A 15151-nucleotide genomic window follows, 5' to 3' on the forward strand; every position below is an offset into this window, starting at 1 on the left:
TAGATGCACTCCTCTGTCTGTTATTTGTCCGAATTGTTTAACCCGCGTTGCATATGAGCTGGTTTTGCAAAGATCATACGCCCAGCTGCTGTTTGAAGCGCGCTGGTTACAACAACTTCTATTTCTTTATTCATGTAATGTTGGCCATCTTCAACTACGATCATCGTCCCATCATCAAGATAAGCGACTCCTTGTTGTCTTTCCGTCCCATCTTTAACAACTAGGACACGCATATTTTCACCGGGTATGACAACTGGCTTCACTGCATTTGCTAACGCATTAATATTTAAAACTGGAACATTTTGAAACTCTGCTACTTTATTTAAGTTGAAATCATTTGTGACAACAACGCCATCAAGCATTTTTGCTAATTTCAACAATTTACTGTCAACCTCTGCAATATCTTCAAAGTCGCCTTCATACATTTCAACTTGAACTGATTCTTCTTTTTGTAGAGAGTTTAGGATATCTAAACCTCTACGACCACGAACACGTTTCAAACTGTCTCCTGAATCTGCAATGTACTGCAACTCATACAGTACAAAATTCGGAATCAATAAGACACCTTCGATAAAACCTGTCTTAGCAACATCATATATACGGCCATCAATAATAACGCTTGTATCTAATATTTTATATTTATGATGCGTGTCTGTCACTTTTCGTTCCAGTACGTCTTCTGTTTGCTTTTTATTTTTAGGAAAGAAGATCTTCTTCCATTCTTCTTTTTTTAGCGTCCCTACTTTAAATCCTAAATAACCTAAAACAAATAAGATAAACGTCGGAATAACATTACTTACAATTCTGATATTCAAATTAAATAACGGCATTGATGCTAAAACCCCTAGCAATAAGCCCATTGCCGTTCCGACTGAACCAAATAATAACGACTCTAAACTTTGACCTGTCAACGCAACTTCTGCTTTCTTCACAGCTGAAATGATGTATCTACCAAATATAGCCCAAATAAATAATGAAATAAGTGCCCCAATCAGTCCATTTGTAAAATAATTATTAACAACAAGGTTGTCACCCATACCTAATGTTGTCCATGTTGACGGTAAAAAGGTAATCCCTAAACTCAAACCTAATACTAGCATTAATCCTATAAAAATCTTTTTAACCAAAGGGAACCCCTCCTTTTTCTTTATTTAAAAATTTTATGTAACGCTTCACCTAATGTTGCGACACCTATTACCTCTATACCTTTTGGCGGCTCCCAACCATGTAGATTATTTTTAGGGATATACATCCGTTTGAACCCTAATTTCTGAGCTTCTCCCACGCGTTGTTCAATCCTGTTAACACGGCGAATTTCTCCTGTCAACCCGATTTCTCCAACAAAGCACTCCGAAGGTAATGTTCCTTTTTCTTTGTAACTTGAGGCTATTGCAACTGCAATCGCCAAATCAATAGCGGGCTCATCCAATTTAGCCCCTCCTGCTGCTTTTAAGTAAGCATCTTGATTTTGAAGAAGTAAACCGGCACGTTTCTCTAATACTGCCATGATAAGTGACACGCGGTTATAATCCAATCCTGTTGAGGTTCGTTTCGCATTTCCAAATACGCTAGGTGTTACTAAAGATTGAATTTCAACCAATATTGGACGTGTTCCTTCCATTGCCACTACAATCGCTGAACCTGTCGCACCATCAATTCGTTCTTCTAGAAAAGCTTCTGATGGATTAGCAACTTCTACTAAGCCAATTTCTTTCATTTCAAAAATACCAATTTCATTCGTTGAACCGAACCTATTTTTAACCGCCCTAAGTATTCTGAAGGTATGATGACGGTCTCCTTCAAAGTATAAAACTGTATCTACCATATGCTCTAACATCCTAGGGCCTGCAAGCGACCCTTCTTTCGTCACATGTCCGACAATAAAAATTGCAATTTGGTTAGTCTTTGCAATTTGCATCAACTCTGCAGTTGTTTCACGAACTTGACTGACGCTTCCTGTTGCACTCGATATATCAGGTTGCATCATCGTTTGAATAGAATCAATAATGACATAATCCGGCGACTCATCTTCGATTGTTTGACGAATTGCTGACATATCCGTCTCAGGATAAACATAGAAATCATTACCTGAAATACTTAAACGTTCTGCACGCATCTTAATCTGCTCAGCACTTTCTTCACCTGAAACATATAACACTTTACCGCCACTCAAATGTAATTGTTGTGAGACTTGTAATAACAGTGTTGATTTACCTATACCTGGATCTCCTCCAATTAAAACTAGCGAGCCTGGTACAACGCCTCCACCTAAAACACGGTTCAACTCTTCTAGTTGCGTTTTAACACGTGGTTCTTTTTGCGAGGTAACATCACTTAATTTCTTTGCAGTTGTTCGTTTGCCTTCTAAACTGACACGACTATTTCTAGCCGGTTCTTCTTGTATTTTAACTTCTAACATCTCATTCCAAGCGCCACAATTGGGACACTTTCCTAAATACTTAGGAGAAATATACCCACACGCTTGACATTCAAAATGTGTTTTTGCTTTTTTTGCCATAACGTCCCTCTTTTTCTGTATAATTCTTTTTATTATACTCTTTCATTTTAACATAATTCAGGCATTCTAGTCCTTAATAACAGTACGTTTAAAATGAATTTAATCATTTTTACTACTAAAAAAACCAGACATGTTGTCTGGTTTTTTGTTTATTGACCTGAAGAACCAAATCCACCTGTTCTTTCGGTTGAACTTTCATCTTGATCTGCTTTTAAAAATGGCAAGAAGATACCTTGTCCAATTCGTTCACCTTTTTTTATCGTCTTATCTGTTAAACCAAAATTTAAAAATTGAAACATAATATGTCCCTCATTTGCTTCATTCCCATAATAGTCACTATCAATAACACCTACACCATTTCCCATTAGCAAGAAATTTTTAAGTGGATTGCTTGAACGATTACATAATTGTAGATATTCTTCCTCTCCCATATAAGCTTTAATTCCAGTTGGAACTAATACAGGCTTCACTTCTTTTCTTAATGAATCGTCGACTAAAGCTTCTTCACCTTTTAAAACTGCTTTTAAAACCGTTCCAATACCTTGCTTCCAAATTGTTGGAATAACAATGTCTTCAGCTGCTTCAAAATCATAACCCGCCGCACCTTTAGTTGCTCTTACAGGAAGTTTAATCGACTCATCAAACGTCGTAACTTTTTCGAATCCTCTTTTTTTCAATTTTAACGCCTACTTTCACTTCTAATTTTATTATATTCCACCTTAATGCCACTCTTTTCATTATAATAAGGTGCTGCTGCTCCTTTGAGCCATTTCATCATAATATCAAAATAAATAATAATCCATAACATCGCTGTGGCAAAGAAAAAAATCACTTGAACATTGATCATTAAGTTATCCACAGATGAAATACTACATATCCAAACTGCAAATTCATTAAACCATAACGGGACAAATATTAGTACCATTCTAACCATATAGGGGCAAAATCGTTTTGTTTTATCAGGAATCAATTTTACATTTAAAATAAGCCCACCTAATGTTTTACCTTCAAAAAACCTCGGCATCGCGACACTTATTATAAAATAAAAAATGGTGCTAAGTGTTAATTTAAACCATGGTCCACCTGTCCCAATAAATGAATTAGTAAAAATTGCTAGAATATTAGCAATTAGTATCGTTAAATACAACTCGACCATCTGTATCGTATAATCAGCATTCATATAATCGGTTGAATCAGCCAAACGAATTTTCCAATCAGGCATAAAAAATAGTAAGACTGGGGCTAATCCATAGCCAATAATCGTTCCCAACGTATTCAACCAAAGGTCATCTACATTAAATAAACGAAGAGGCTCTGCTTGTAGACCAAACATACCTGTTAGTTGAGAGAATTCAAAAAAGAGCGATACTAAGAAACCAATTCCAGCTATTTTAAACCAACTTTTTTTCTCTTTACGCGTTAAAACATAATAGTAAATTCCTAACGGGATCATCATCAATATATCAAAAAACATTTGATACATTGCGGATACTATCCAGACCTCTTTAGACGAGCCTAAAAACACTCTAAGTATTTCAAAAGGTCTTAACTGCGCTCGTCCCACACCTTCTATGGCAAGATTTTCTTGGTAATCACTATGAATAGGTAACGATACTAATATATATGTCACAACAAGATAGATGACTAATGTTATAATCGTCGCTTTTTTACTAAACTCAATAGAACCTGAGTGTCGGTATTGACGTATTATTCTTGGAACTATTAAAACAGTTGCAATAATTAAATACCCTGCAACTAACATAATAATTGGTTTTATATGCGGACTCATTCGTCACCTCCTAATCGACTTTTTATTTTACTATTCATTGTAGCACTGAATCTCAAAAGTCGAAAGAATAGATTTATAAAATCCCTAAAAAAAACAACACCTTTTAAATAAGTGTCGTTTTATTTTTTTTCAATTATCTTCATAGCCTGCTCTAATCTTTCCTGTTGAGCTTGCTCATTTTCCAGAGGATACTCCAAACACTGCTTCAGATTTTCAGCAGCCATTACACCCATTACCTTATCAACGCTTGAACGTATTGCGGATAACTGAATCATAATATCATAACATTCCTTTTCTTCAGCTATCATTTTCTGTACACCACGCATTTGGCCCTCTAAACGTTTTAACCGATTCATAATCTTAGGATCACACTTTTTTTCCATGTTACTACTCACCTTTTCGCCTTACTTTTTTCCTGTTTTAATAGGACCTTGCCACAACATCATTCCGCCTTTAACGTTAATGGCTTCAATGTCCATTTTTTTCAAGCGCGTTGCTGCATTCTTACTACGCATACCTGATTGACAAATAACATGAACTGGCCCTTTTCCTTTGTAAGTTTGGATGACACCTAGTGGTATATTTTTAGAACCTGGAATGTGACCTGATTCAAACTCATTTGGCTCTCTAACATCTAAAATAGTAGCTTTGCTGCCTAATTGTTGCAGTTCAGCACCTGTAATACTTGGAATTTTATTAAATAAAAACATCCACTCACTCCTTTTCTATTCTCTCTTTACTATATACCCCGTGGGGTATATAGTAAAGCCTTTTTCTATGTTTTTAATTTCATTTATCAAAACAATCCGTTATGATAAAGCCATCAACTATAATTAGGAGAGTGATTTCATGAAGCAACGTACTATTGATTTAATTGCTAAATTAACAACTATCCCATCACCTACAGGGTGCACAGAAACCATTATTCGTTACATCACTAATGAATTAGAACAAGTAGGCTATTCACCTAAACTCAACAGAAAAGGCAGTCTTATCCTAACAGTTTCAGGCGAAAATGATGCCGAACAACGGTTTATTACTGCTCATGTTGATACGTTAGGTGCAATGGTTCGAGCAATCAAACCTGATGGCCGATTAAAATTAGATTTAATTGGCGGCTTTCGTTTTAATGCTATCGAAGGAGAATACTGCACCGTACACACACAATCTGGTGAGACCTATACCGGTACAATTTTGATGCATCAAACAAGTGTTCATGTCTATAAAGACGCTGGAACCGCTGAGCGCAATCAAGAAAATATGGAAGTGCGCATTGACGAAAAAGTGAGAGATGCTAATGACACACAAAATTTAGGTATTCAAGTCGGTGATTTTGTTAGCTTTGACCCCCGAACAACTGTGACACCAAACGGATTTATTAAATCACGACACTTAGATGACAAAGTAAGTGTCGCTATCCTAATTCAATTCTTAAAAGACTTAGCAGAATCTGGTAATATCTTACCCCACACCACTCATTTCTTTTTTTCCAATAATGAAGAAATTGGTTATGGTGGGAATTCTAACATTCCTGAACAAGTCGTGGACTATTTAGCTGTCGATATGGGGGCAATTGGCGATGACCAACAAACCGACGAATATACTGTTTCTATTTGTGTGAAAGATGGTAGCGGGCCTTACCACTTAGGTCTCCGCAATCAACTTGTTCAACTTTGCAATGAAGAAGCTATTCCTTATAAATTAGATATCTATCCTTACTACGGAAGCGATGCATCTGCTGCTATGAAAGCTGGCGCTGACGTGCGACATGGTTTAATAGGCGCTGGTATAGATGCAAGTCATGCCTACGAGCGGACACATCAAGATTCAATTGATGCAACTGAAAAATTAGTGACTTATTATTTATATAGTGATTTAATTTAAACAGTCTTAATAAATACCTAATAACTTAGACACATTTTTTTCACACTTTTCTTTTATTATAAAAGAGTACTAACAAAACAACCCTAACACTTTTTATTTACTCCTCCAAAGTAAATAAACACAAAAGGACCTCTTGTACAAGAGGTCCTTTTCTTTCGGTCTATATTTATCACATAAATAATTCATTGTTTTATATAAACTTCATCACACTTTCGTCATATTTAAAAGCTATTATATACCTATAGAAACAAAACAACCCTAACAAACAAAACTTTTTTCATTATTTACTCCTCCAAAGTAAATAAAATCTCCGAAACACCTCATCCCCTTGAGGTGTTTTTTTGTATATAAAAAAAGCAAGGCCATGCCTCACTTTTTATTTAAACTGTGCAGAATAAAGTGTCTCGTAACGTCCAGCTTTCTCCATTAGTTCTTGATGGTTACCACTCTCCACAATACGTCCTTTCTCCATTACCAATATTGTATCCGCATGATGAATAGTTGATAACCTATGCGCAATCACTAAGGCCGTTTTTTGCTCTAATAATTCTTCTAAAGACTGTTGGATAAATCGTTCCGATTCATTATCTAATGCTGCAGTCGCCTCATCTAATATTAAGATAGGAGCATTCTTTAAAAATACTCTAGCAATTGCTAAACGTTGCTTTTGTCCACCAGATAATTTCATACCACGTTCACCTATTTGAGTTTCTAACCCTTGAGGAAGTCCCTCTATAAATTCTGTTAACCTTGCCGCATCAATCGCTTTTAAAATTTCCTCTTCACTTTTATCAAAGATACCGTACGTAATATTATCCCTTACTGAACCATCCATCAATTCAATATCCTGAGATACAATTCCGATAGCTTGTCTTAGAGACTCAATATCAATATCTTTTAAATTATGGTCATCGACTTTGATACTACCTGCAGTTGGGTCATATAAACGTGATAACAAACGTGTCACTGTTGTTTTACCCGATCCTGAAGATCCTACTAATGCAACTAACTTTCCTTTAGGTATAGTGAAAGTTAAATCCGTTAAGACTTTATTCCCTTCTAAGTAATGAAATGAGACATTATCAAAAGTAATCCCTTTTTCTAAGCGCTCAATTTTTACTGTATCGTCTGCAGCCACGATGCTAGGCTCACTCTCATAAATATCCATCAAACGTTCATAAGAGACTAATGCTTGTTGAAAACGGCTAATCATTTGTGTCATTGAACGGATAGGATTTTGAAGAAGTTTAAGGTAAGCTAAATAACTCATCATACTCCCGACAGTCAATTCCCCGTCGAAAATTTTTAGTGTCCCATAAGTCAAAACAATTGCTACACCTAAGAAATTGACTAAATCCATTGATGGCGAAAATAAAGCCTGTGTTTTAGTTGCTTGTAACTGATTGTTCTTAACTTCTTCATTAACCTCTTTCAAACGCTGTTCTTCAAATGATTCTGTTGCAGAATTTTTAATCATCAAGATAGAAGTCAATGTCATTTGTAAATGATTATTAAAATGAGCAGATGATTCTCTTACTTTTCTAAAATTCGCTTTCATACGTTTACTGAAGAAATCATTCACAATATATAACAGTGGAAACGTTATGGCAATCATTAAACTTAATTTCCAATCTGTATAAAATAAAAAACCAAGAACTAACGTAAATGTTACAATATTACTAATAATTTTCAATGTACTTGGTGAGATTAGATCTTGAATCGTTCTAACATCACTTGTCAAACGAGTCATTAAGTCTCCAGTTTTTTGTGTTTCAAAATAAGTTAAGTCTTGCTCTAATACATGACCATATAAATCTTGTTTCAATTCAGCCACTGCTTCTTGACTTATTTTACTCATCAAGTAAGTCGAAATGTAGGATAACACATTAAGTGCCACAGTTAAAAAACCTAACCAAAAAATCGCCTGAACTAACATACTTTTTGACTTTTCAGGAATTATATCATCAATAATAGTTTGGGTCACTTGCGGAATACTAAATTCTACTAATGCAATTAACACTAGTGCAACTAGACTCACAAGGATCACTTTCCATTCTTTATAAACCTTTTTAAAAACAAAAGATAACATGTCAATAACTGAACTTTTTTTCTTCCTTTTCATAAATACCCCCTTTAAACATCCTACAATCATACCTTTTTTTGTCAGATAAAGCAAAAGAGACCTCATTTAGAGGACTCTTTTCAATAACTTTATAAATTAGTTTGCTCTTTCTTACGTTCACGACTGGCTAACCAAGGCATCACACCACCCAGACCAATTAAAACAGTTGGCGCTAAAATATTGATTGCCAATGTATACTTCCATTCAAACGTACTCGGATTTCCTTGAGGAATCATTCCAAAAATACTTGCCGCAAACGTTATCGCTAGACACCAAAAGCCAATTAAATAGGCAATTTTATCATTTTTAATAAAGATATACTCTGCTTTGTATTTTTGACTATTTTTACGAATTTGCATGAAGGCATAAAAAATCCAACACGTTACAAATGGTGAAATAATTCCATTTAACTGTAGCAACCAATCAAAAATAAGGTTAATATTTTTCAAACCAAAAATCGGTAAGATTAAGATAAATGCGGATAAACCAGCTGTTAAAAGATACCCATTAACTGGTAGCCCACGTTCATTCTTTTTAAGCAAAGCTTTTGGCATGTACTTTTCACCTGTATCTGAAATCAACATACGCGTCATAGCATCTAATAATACCGCTAAAAGGGCACTCATATAGGTCACACTAATCAGAGCGTATAGGTACATTAAAATCTTGCCTAAACCATAACGTTCCCCCAATGCTAAGAAAGCATAATAAGACCCATTCATTTTTAAATCATGAGGTAAATTATTGGCATCAAAGAAAATCCCTAATGAAAATGAACCAAATATTGTTAAAACGGCTGCCATTATCGTTAGGAAAATCATGGCTTTCGGAAATTCTTTAGCCGGTTTTTTCATGCGAGTCACGTATGGTGCAACTAACTCACTCCCATTAATCGCATAGATTAACAACGCAACGGTCGTTAAATAGTGCAAATTAAATTTTGGTACAAAAGTTCGTAACTCCATTGGTTGAGTTGCCATTTTTGTTCCTGGCATCATTAATGAAGCAAGTGCCATCACAATAAATAAAATACACATAATAAACATTGCCGCTCCACCGATAGTCCCTAATATCTCAAGTAAATTTTTTACTTTCAATTGAATAAAAACAAAAATAACGAAAACAACAAACGTCAATAAGGCAAATTTAGAAGTTGTCAATTGATCAGCTAAACTATTATCACCATTGATCATCCAACCAATACCAACTACAACTGCGTTGGCCGATTCTACAACATACGGCACCATTGCTGCCCAATATGTCCAGGCTGTAAAATATCCCCAAGCATCCCCTTTAGTTCCTCGTAACCATGAACTAAGTCCGCCACCTTCTTTATTAAACGTCGACCCCAGTTGTCCGACCATCAGTGAATACGGAATCATATATAATGACAGTAAAATAATCCATGATGTGATAACTCCTAGTCCTTGATTTTTAAAATTATAAATTAAATCGTCAAATCCAATAACTGTTGAAAAAGCCATAAATGCTAAAACAGGCCAACTAATATATTTTTTATTCTCTATTTCTCTCATAAAATCCTCCACTTTCTTTTATCCCTTTTTAGTAACAAAAGCAGAGGGTGGCTTGTTACGGTCACTATTAAAAAGTATCATCCAATCCTCCTTACACATTAAATCCTTTCTTATTATAATGAATCGCTCAACTAATTACCATGCTCATTTTAACTTCCATCTAACAAAAAAAACAGCCCGACAAAATGTCTAGACTGTTTCACTGCCAATTGTTAGGATTTCACGAATATCGGTTTCCGTTAATTTTCCTAATTGTTCTTCTGTTGTAGCTGACATTAGTTTGTCAAATAAGGCACGCTTATCATTTTGAAGTTTATGCATCTTCTCTTCGATGGTTCCTTCCGCAATCAAGCGCCATACTTCAACTACTTTTTTCTGACCCATACGGTGTGCACGTCCTGCTGCTTGTTCTTCCACTGCAGGGTTCCACCATAAATCATATAAAATAACAGTATCTGCTCCAGTTAAGTTTAGCCCCGTACCACCCGCTTTTAACGAAATTAGAAAGACGTCTTTCTCTCCACCATTAAAAGCATCAACCATCTCCATACGTTGTTTGGGTTTGGTGCTTCCTCTTAAATAAAAACTGTCAATGCCCAATGCATCTAATTCTTCCTCAATTAAACTCAACATCCCTGTAAATTGAGAGAATAATAAAATACGACGACCATTTGCTTTAGCTGACACAATTAAATCTTTCACTTGCTCTAATTTACCAGAACCACCCTCATAATCTTCTAAGAATAAACGAGGATCGCAACAAATCTGACGTAAACGAGTTAGCCCAGACAAGATAGTGAGATGATTCTTTTTAAAATCTGCTGAACTCATCGATTGCACGGACTCTTGCATCTGACGTAAGTACGCCAGATACGTTGTTTTTTGTTCCGTTGTTAAATTACTATATAAATTAGACTCAATTTTTTCTGGCAAATCGCTTAGCACTTGTGATTTCTCACGTCTTAAAATAAACGGTTGAATCATTTGCGCAATCTCATCAACTGACAACTTATTAAATTTAGCTTTTGCTGGGAAAAAACCTGGCATCACAATATGGAATAAGGCCCATAATTCTTCTAAATTATTTTCAATTGGTGTCCCACTTAATGCAAAACGTTGAACTGTTTTTAACTTTTTCATCGCTTGGAATGTTTTTGTTCCCGAATTTTTTAACATCTGAGCCTCATCAAGAATCAAGGCATTAATCGCTATTTTTTCATAATGCTCAGCATCTTGACGTAATGTAGCATACGATGTAATTAAAATATCGTAGTCTTTTGCCCGTTCTAAAATAAACTGACGTTCATCTTGTGTCCCATTCACAATGACAACAGATAAACTAGGTGCAAATTTTTCACACTCTACCTTCCAGTTGTAAATTAAGCTTGCAGGCGCCACAACCACAGAAGGACCCTCATGCGACTTTTCTTTTTCAGATAATAGGTAAGCAATGGTCTGAACCGTTTTACCTAGCCCCATATCGTCTGCCAAAATACCACCAAATTGATAACGGCTAAGCATCTTAAGCCAACGGTACCCTGTTAACTGATAATCGCGTAATGTAGCTTGAAGCCCCTCTGGCACCTCATCTGTCAGTGAATCTAATTGTGTCAAATTTTTAACCATCTCTTCAAAACCAGTACTGTAACTCACGTCAGAAACCGTAGATAGGGCAGACTCAATTTGTAGCCCTTTGTATTTTGGAACTAAAACTTGTCCCTCTTTAAAGGTCATCACATGACGTAACTGTTTCAACGCCTCACTTGTTTGATAGAACCCCTCTGATTCTAATGACAATAACTGACCATTTGGAAATTGATGGAATGGTTTCTTCTCAACAAGACTGACTAGTAAATCTGCAACATCCTCATCTGCAATGGACGAGATATCAAAATCGACATCAAACCATGAGCCTTCTTCTTTTACTGTCACTTTCGGCTGATGCTGTGCTGCTTCTAAATATAAACTGCTAACCTCGTCGCTCAATTCCACTGCTGCAACTTCACGTAACAATGGCAATTCTCTTGTAAAGAATTGATAAAGTGCTTCAGATTCTGGTAATGACTTACTAAATTGCTCACCACGATTTAAATAATTAAAATGCTCAAGAACTGCTAAAACTTGTTGTTCTTGTTGTTGATTTCTGACAATAGTTTGAACCGTATCATTTCCTTTAACTTCTCCTGAACCATAAAATAATGTTTCGCCATATTGAAACACTGGCAATACTTTAAGTGTCTTTCCTTCTAAAGTAAATTCTAATTTAGGTTCTAGTGGTAATCTAACTAGTTCACTCTCAACTGATTTAGCCACTTGAATATCACTAATTAAACTTAATTGAGGAATAACGTAGGTAAATAAATCAGAAATTTCAGATGCTCCATAAAATACTTCTGGTTTCTCTGCGCGCTTCAACAATTGAGTCATAGTCTGGTAAACTTCCTGTTGTGCAAACGTCAGCTCATATAATTTACCAGCAACAAGTAACCAATTATACTTTTCCCAAAAATGATGCCCCTCTGTATCTAAAAGCATCGTATAGCCTTCTCCATCAGGTATCACTTGAACTTTTAATGGAGGTTTCTCTTTCATTAAAGACAATGTTGGATAAAGTTTCTTAGCCACCATAAATGCCAAACGCTCATGATAGCGCGGTTGCTCCATTAAGTCTCTTAATTTCTGAGGTGTTAGCATTAAATAACGCTTTTTCAAACTACCTTTCACTGGAACCCCTTGCCCCGCTACTAATAAACTACCTTGATAAATCTGAACCAATTCATCTAATACATTTAAATCACTCTCACAGAAATTAGAACGTAAAAGTGAGGCTGTATACTTTTCATTAATCTCATATAACTCTTGTTTGTAAAAAGCGGTTAGAAAGTCTCCAACATTTTTAACGACATAAGCCCTACCACCATCTAAAGCAATTTTTAAGGTCATTGCCCAAATAGCTCTTTCAGGATGATACGTTGATACATCAACACTTTCAACAACAAATGTCATAGTAAGCGGTGTGACATCCTCAAAAAAATGACGTGTCGCTTGCTCTTGAAGCTTAGAAAAACTATCCGTAAATAATGTTGATAAGGTCGGTGTTTTATATGTGTTTTTTAAACTAGGATTTTGTTTTAGTACGCGATTAAGAGACTGATCTCTCAACGTCAACTCTACAGCCACTGTATGTTTACAATACTTATTCTTTTGCCAAAATGAACAATTACAAACATCTTCTTCTTTAGGTGTGCCATCTAAGACTACTTTATAAAGTTGAGAACCCAATACATCCGCATGCCAAACTTGCTGCGTTAAATCTTGAGTAATATTCGTAACACGCCCCTCATCAGCGTACGCGCGGCCAAGTTTGACAATTTTTTCTGGAATGCTCCATTTCATGATGCGGTCTCTCCTTTTTCAGTTCGATTTTACTGCTTCCCACCATTATAACAAATTTATAGACGTTATTTAAGTTTATTACACTTCAATCCAAAATAAAAAGAGCTAACTTGTCTAAGTTAGCTCTTTTTGTTTTTTGGAATGTAAACAAAATCTGGATTAACTTCCTTATCTAATTTCTCAAAAGCAGTCATCATGCGATGCTCAACTTCTTGAATACCTTCTTGATTCATTTTAGGAATATCTGTAATATAAATTGGATCACCAAAACGAACGGTTACCTTTTTACGTTTAAACAGACCACCTAATGTTACAGGCCCTTGGTACACGGCTGGCACAATCGGCACTTTTGCCATCTTAGCAATTAAAGCTGCACCACCTTTTAATTCATCAGAATGACGCGTTCCGCTTGGAAACATAATCAAACTTAAATCAGAATTTTTTAGTGACTTCACAGGTGTTTTAATCACACTCGGTCCAGGATTATCGCGTTTTACTGGAAAAGCATGAGCTTTTGTTAAAATAAATCGAAGAATAGGATTTTTGAATAACTCTTCTTTTGCCATAAAACTAAATTCTTTAGGTGATGCTGCTAACGCTAAATAAATCGGGTCCCACCACGTTCTATGTGGTGCTACTAAAATATAATTGGTATCTTTAGGTAACTTGTCACGTTGCTCATAACTTGCACGCCCATTAATAATAAACACAATTACACGTGCAACTTGTCTGATAAATCGAAAGAACATTTTTTTCGCCTCACTTTTCATTTTCCCTCATAGTATGCCGAATATTTAGCTATCTTGCAAGTTTTTTCTTTTTTTCATGCTGCATGCTATAATGTTTAAGATTATAACACAAAGGAGTCTCACACCATGACTGACTTATTACAACCCAACGAGCGCATTGATCAACTCTATGCGAACGATATTCAAATTATCCAAAGCCATGACGTTTTTTCTTTTTCAATAGATGCTGTCTTACTAGCTAATTTCGCTAGCATTCCAAAACGTGGAACCATTATAGATCTATGTGCCGGAAATGGAGCCGTCGGGCTTTTCTTAAGTGCCCGAACACAAGCTTCTATTACTGGAATCGAACTGCAAGAGCGTTTGGCCGATATGGGGCGTCGTAGTATTCAACTTAATAAACTTGAGGACCAGATGCAATTATTAACACTAGACCTGAATGATGTCACGACGGCTATCAAAAAAGATTCAGTCGATTTCATCGTCTGCAATCCTCCCTACTTTAAAGAACTGCCGACGAATAAAACGAATCCTAATCCTTATTTGGCAGCAGCTAGACATGAAATTCATGCCACATTAGATGATGTGATTAAACAATCTGCCGGACTTTTAAAATTTAACGGTAAACTGGCAATGGTTCATAGACCTGAACGCTTTTTAGATATTGTTGAGACGATGAAAAAATACAATATCATGCCTAAACGTGTTCAATTCGTTTACCCAAAACCTGGAAAAGAAGCGAATGTCGTTTTAGTTGAAGGAATTAGACAAGGTAAACCTAATGGCTTAAAAATATTACCGCCACTAACCATCTATGACGAAGAAGGCAACTACCTACCAGAAGCGAAAGGAATGTTATACGGGAATGACTGAAGCTAAAAAACATTATTTCTATGTTCTTCACTGCGCAGATGATACCTTTTACGGTGGCTATACCACTGACCCTGAACGACGACTGAAAGAACACAATGATGGTGTGGGTGCTAAATATACCCGCATCAAACGACGCCATCCTATGCGTATGATTTACACGGAAGCCTTTGAAACAAGAAGCGAAGCCACTCGGGCAGAGTACGCCTTTAAACAATTGGCTCGCCATGAAAAAGAGAAATTTTTAAAAAAATACCTCTAGCAAAAAAAGACTACTAAGCCAATGGC

13 protein-coding genes are annotated in these 15151 nt (G+C 35.9%); 3 read left to right on the forward strand and 10 right to left on the reverse strand.

What is annotated here, in order from left to right:
• Positions 1-20: 20 nt before the first annotated feature.
• The 6 genes from OL233_RS09840 to OL233_RS09865 all read right to left on the reverse strand — a co-directional run bounded on the left by OL233_RS09840 (position 21) and on the right by OL233_RS09865 (position 5017).
• Positions 21-1127, reverse strand: a complete 1107-nt coding sequence (locus OL233_RS09840; protein ID WP_275472139.1) for a PIN/TRAM domain-containing protein — start codon at positions 1125-1127, stop codon at positions 21-23.
• 20 nt (positions 1128-1147) lie between these two features.
• Positions 1148-2518, reverse strand: a complete 1371-nt coding sequence (radA, locus tag OL233_RS09845; protein ID WP_126832765.1) for a DNA repair protein RadA — start codon at positions 2516-2518, stop codon at positions 1148-1150.
• 149 nt (positions 2519-2667) lie between these two features.
• Positions 2668-3195 (reverse strand): dCTP deaminase/dUTPase family protein, encoded by a 528-nt coding sequence (locus tag OL233_RS09850; protein ID WP_275472140.1) that lies wholly within the window; start codon positions 3193-3195, stop codon positions 2668-2670.
• Positions 3196-3197: 2 nt separating this feature from the next.
• Positions 3198-4307: a VanZ family protein gene (locus OL233_RS09855; RefSeq protein ID WP_275472141.1), complete on the reverse strand. Its 1110-nt coding sequence runs from the start codon at positions 4305-4307 to the stop codon at positions 3198-3200.
• A 119-nt stretch (positions 4308-4426) separates the two neighbouring features.
• The gene (locus OL233_RS09860) at positions 4427-4690 is read right to left on the reverse strand and encodes a metal-sensitive transcriptional regulator (protein ID WP_275472142.1); all 264 of its coding nucleotides are present in this window, start codon (positions 4688-4690) and stop codon (positions 4427-4429) included.
• Positions 4691-4711: 21 nt separating this feature from the next.
• Complete coding sequence (locus tag OL233_RS09865) at positions 4712-5017, reverse strand: rhodanese-like domain-containing protein (RefSeq protein ID WP_275472143.1); 306 nt, start codon at positions 5015-5017, stop codon at positions 4712-4714.
• A gap of 139 nt (positions 5018-5156) precedes the next feature.
• On the opposite strand from OL233_RS09865, the gene OL233_RS09870 reads away from it, so the two are divergent.
• On the forward strand, positions 5157-6191 hold the full coding sequence (locus OL233_RS09870; RefSeq protein WP_275472144.1) for a M42 family metallopeptidase: 1035 nt from the start codon (positions 5157-5159) through the stop codon (positions 6189-6191).
• A gap of 376 nt (positions 6192-6567) precedes the next feature.
• Here OL233_RS09870 and OL233_RS09875 read toward each other — a convergent pair whose 3' ends face one another.
• The 4 genes from OL233_RS09875 to OL233_RS09890 form a co-directional block, all read right to left on the reverse strand.
• The gene (locus OL233_RS09875) at positions 6568-8313 is read right to left on the reverse strand and encodes an ABC transporter ATP-binding protein (protein WP_275472145.1); all 1746 of its coding nucleotides are present in this window, start codon (positions 8311-8313) and stop codon (positions 6568-6570) included.
• Between the two features lie 89 nt (positions 8314-8402).
• The gene (locus tag OL233_RS09880) at positions 8403-9848 is read right to left on the reverse strand and encodes an APC family permease (RefSeq protein ID WP_275472146.1); all 1446 of its coding nucleotides are present in this window, start codon (positions 9846-9848) and stop codon (positions 8403-8405) included.
• Positions 9849-10037: 189 nt separating this feature from the next.
• Entirely contained in the window at positions 10038-13244 is a 3207-nt protein-coding gene (locus tag OL233_RS09885) for a DEAD/DEAH box helicase (protein ID WP_275472147.1), read from the reverse strand.
• A 119-nt stretch (positions 13245-13363) separates the two neighbouring features.
• Complete coding sequence (locus OL233_RS09890; protein ID WP_275472148.1) at positions 13364-13993, reverse strand: lysophospholipid acyltransferase family protein; 630 nt, start codon at positions 13991-13993, stop codon at positions 13364-13366.
• A gap of 126 nt (positions 13994-14119) precedes the next feature.
• On the opposite strand from OL233_RS09890, the gene OL233_RS09895 reads away from it, so the two are divergent.
• Positions 14120-14866: a tRNA1(Val) (adenine(37)-N6)-methyltransferase gene (locus OL233_RS09895; protein WP_275472149.1), complete on the forward strand. Its 747-nt coding sequence runs from the start codon at positions 14120-14122 to the stop codon at positions 14864-14866.
• Entirely contained in the window at positions 14859-15125 is a 267-nt protein-coding gene (locus OL233_RS09900; RefSeq protein WP_275472150.1) for a GIY-YIG nuclease family protein, read from the forward strand. The genes OL233_RS09895 and OL233_RS09900 overlap by 8 nt, the downstream gene beginning before the upstream one ends.
• The last annotated feature ends 26 nt before the right edge of the window (positions 15126-15151 follow it).

Source organism: Vagococcus proximus (assembly GCF_029143285.1).
In the GTDB taxonomy this organism is placed as follows: Bacteria; Bacillota; Bacilli; order Lactobacillales; family Vagococcaceae; genus Vagococcus_D; species Vagococcus_D proximus.

Coding starts and splice junctions, on each gene's coding strand:
- radA (WP_126832765.1), bottom strand. CDS start 2,518: ATGGCAAAAAAAGCAAAAACACATTTTGAATGTCAAGCGTGTGGGTAT.
- OL233_RS09855 (WP_275472141.1), bottom strand. CDS start 4,307: ATGAGTCCGCATATAAAACCAATTATTATGTTAGTTGCAGGGTATTTA.
- OL233_RS09860 (WP_275472142.1), bottom strand. CDS start 4,690: ATGGAAAAAAAGTGTGATCCTAAGATTATGAATCGGTTAAAACGTTTA.
- OL233_RS09865 (WP_275472143.1), bottom strand. CDS start 5,017: ATGTTTTTATTTAATAAAATTCCAAGTATTACAGGTGCTGAACTGCAA.
- OL233_RS09870 (WP_275472144.1), top strand. CDS start 5,157: ATGAAGCAACGTACTATTGATTTAATTGCTAAATTAACAACTATCCCA.
- OL233_RS09875 (WP_275472145.1), bottom strand. CDS start 8,313: ATGAAAAGGAAGAAAAAAAGTTCAGTTATTGACATGTTATCTTTTGTT.
- OL233_RS09880 (WP_275472146.1), bottom strand. CDS start 9,848: ATGAGAGAAATAGAGAATAAAAAATATATTAGTTGGCCTGTTTTAGCA.
- OL233_RS09885 (WP_275472147.1), bottom strand. CDS start 13,244: ATGAAATGGAGCATTCCAGAAAAAATTGTCAAACTTGGCCGCGCGTAC.
- OL233_RS09890 (WP_275472148.1), bottom strand. CDS start 13,993: ATGTTCTTTCGATTTATCAGACAAGTTGCACGTGTAATTGTGTTTATT.
- OL233_RS09895 (WP_275472149.1), top strand. CDS start 14,120: ATGACTGACTTATTACAACCCAACGAGCGCATTGATCAACTCTATGCG.
- OL233_RS09900 (WP_275472150.1), top strand. CDS start 14,859: ATGACTGAAGCTAAAAAACATTATTTCTATGTTCTTCACTGCGCAGAT.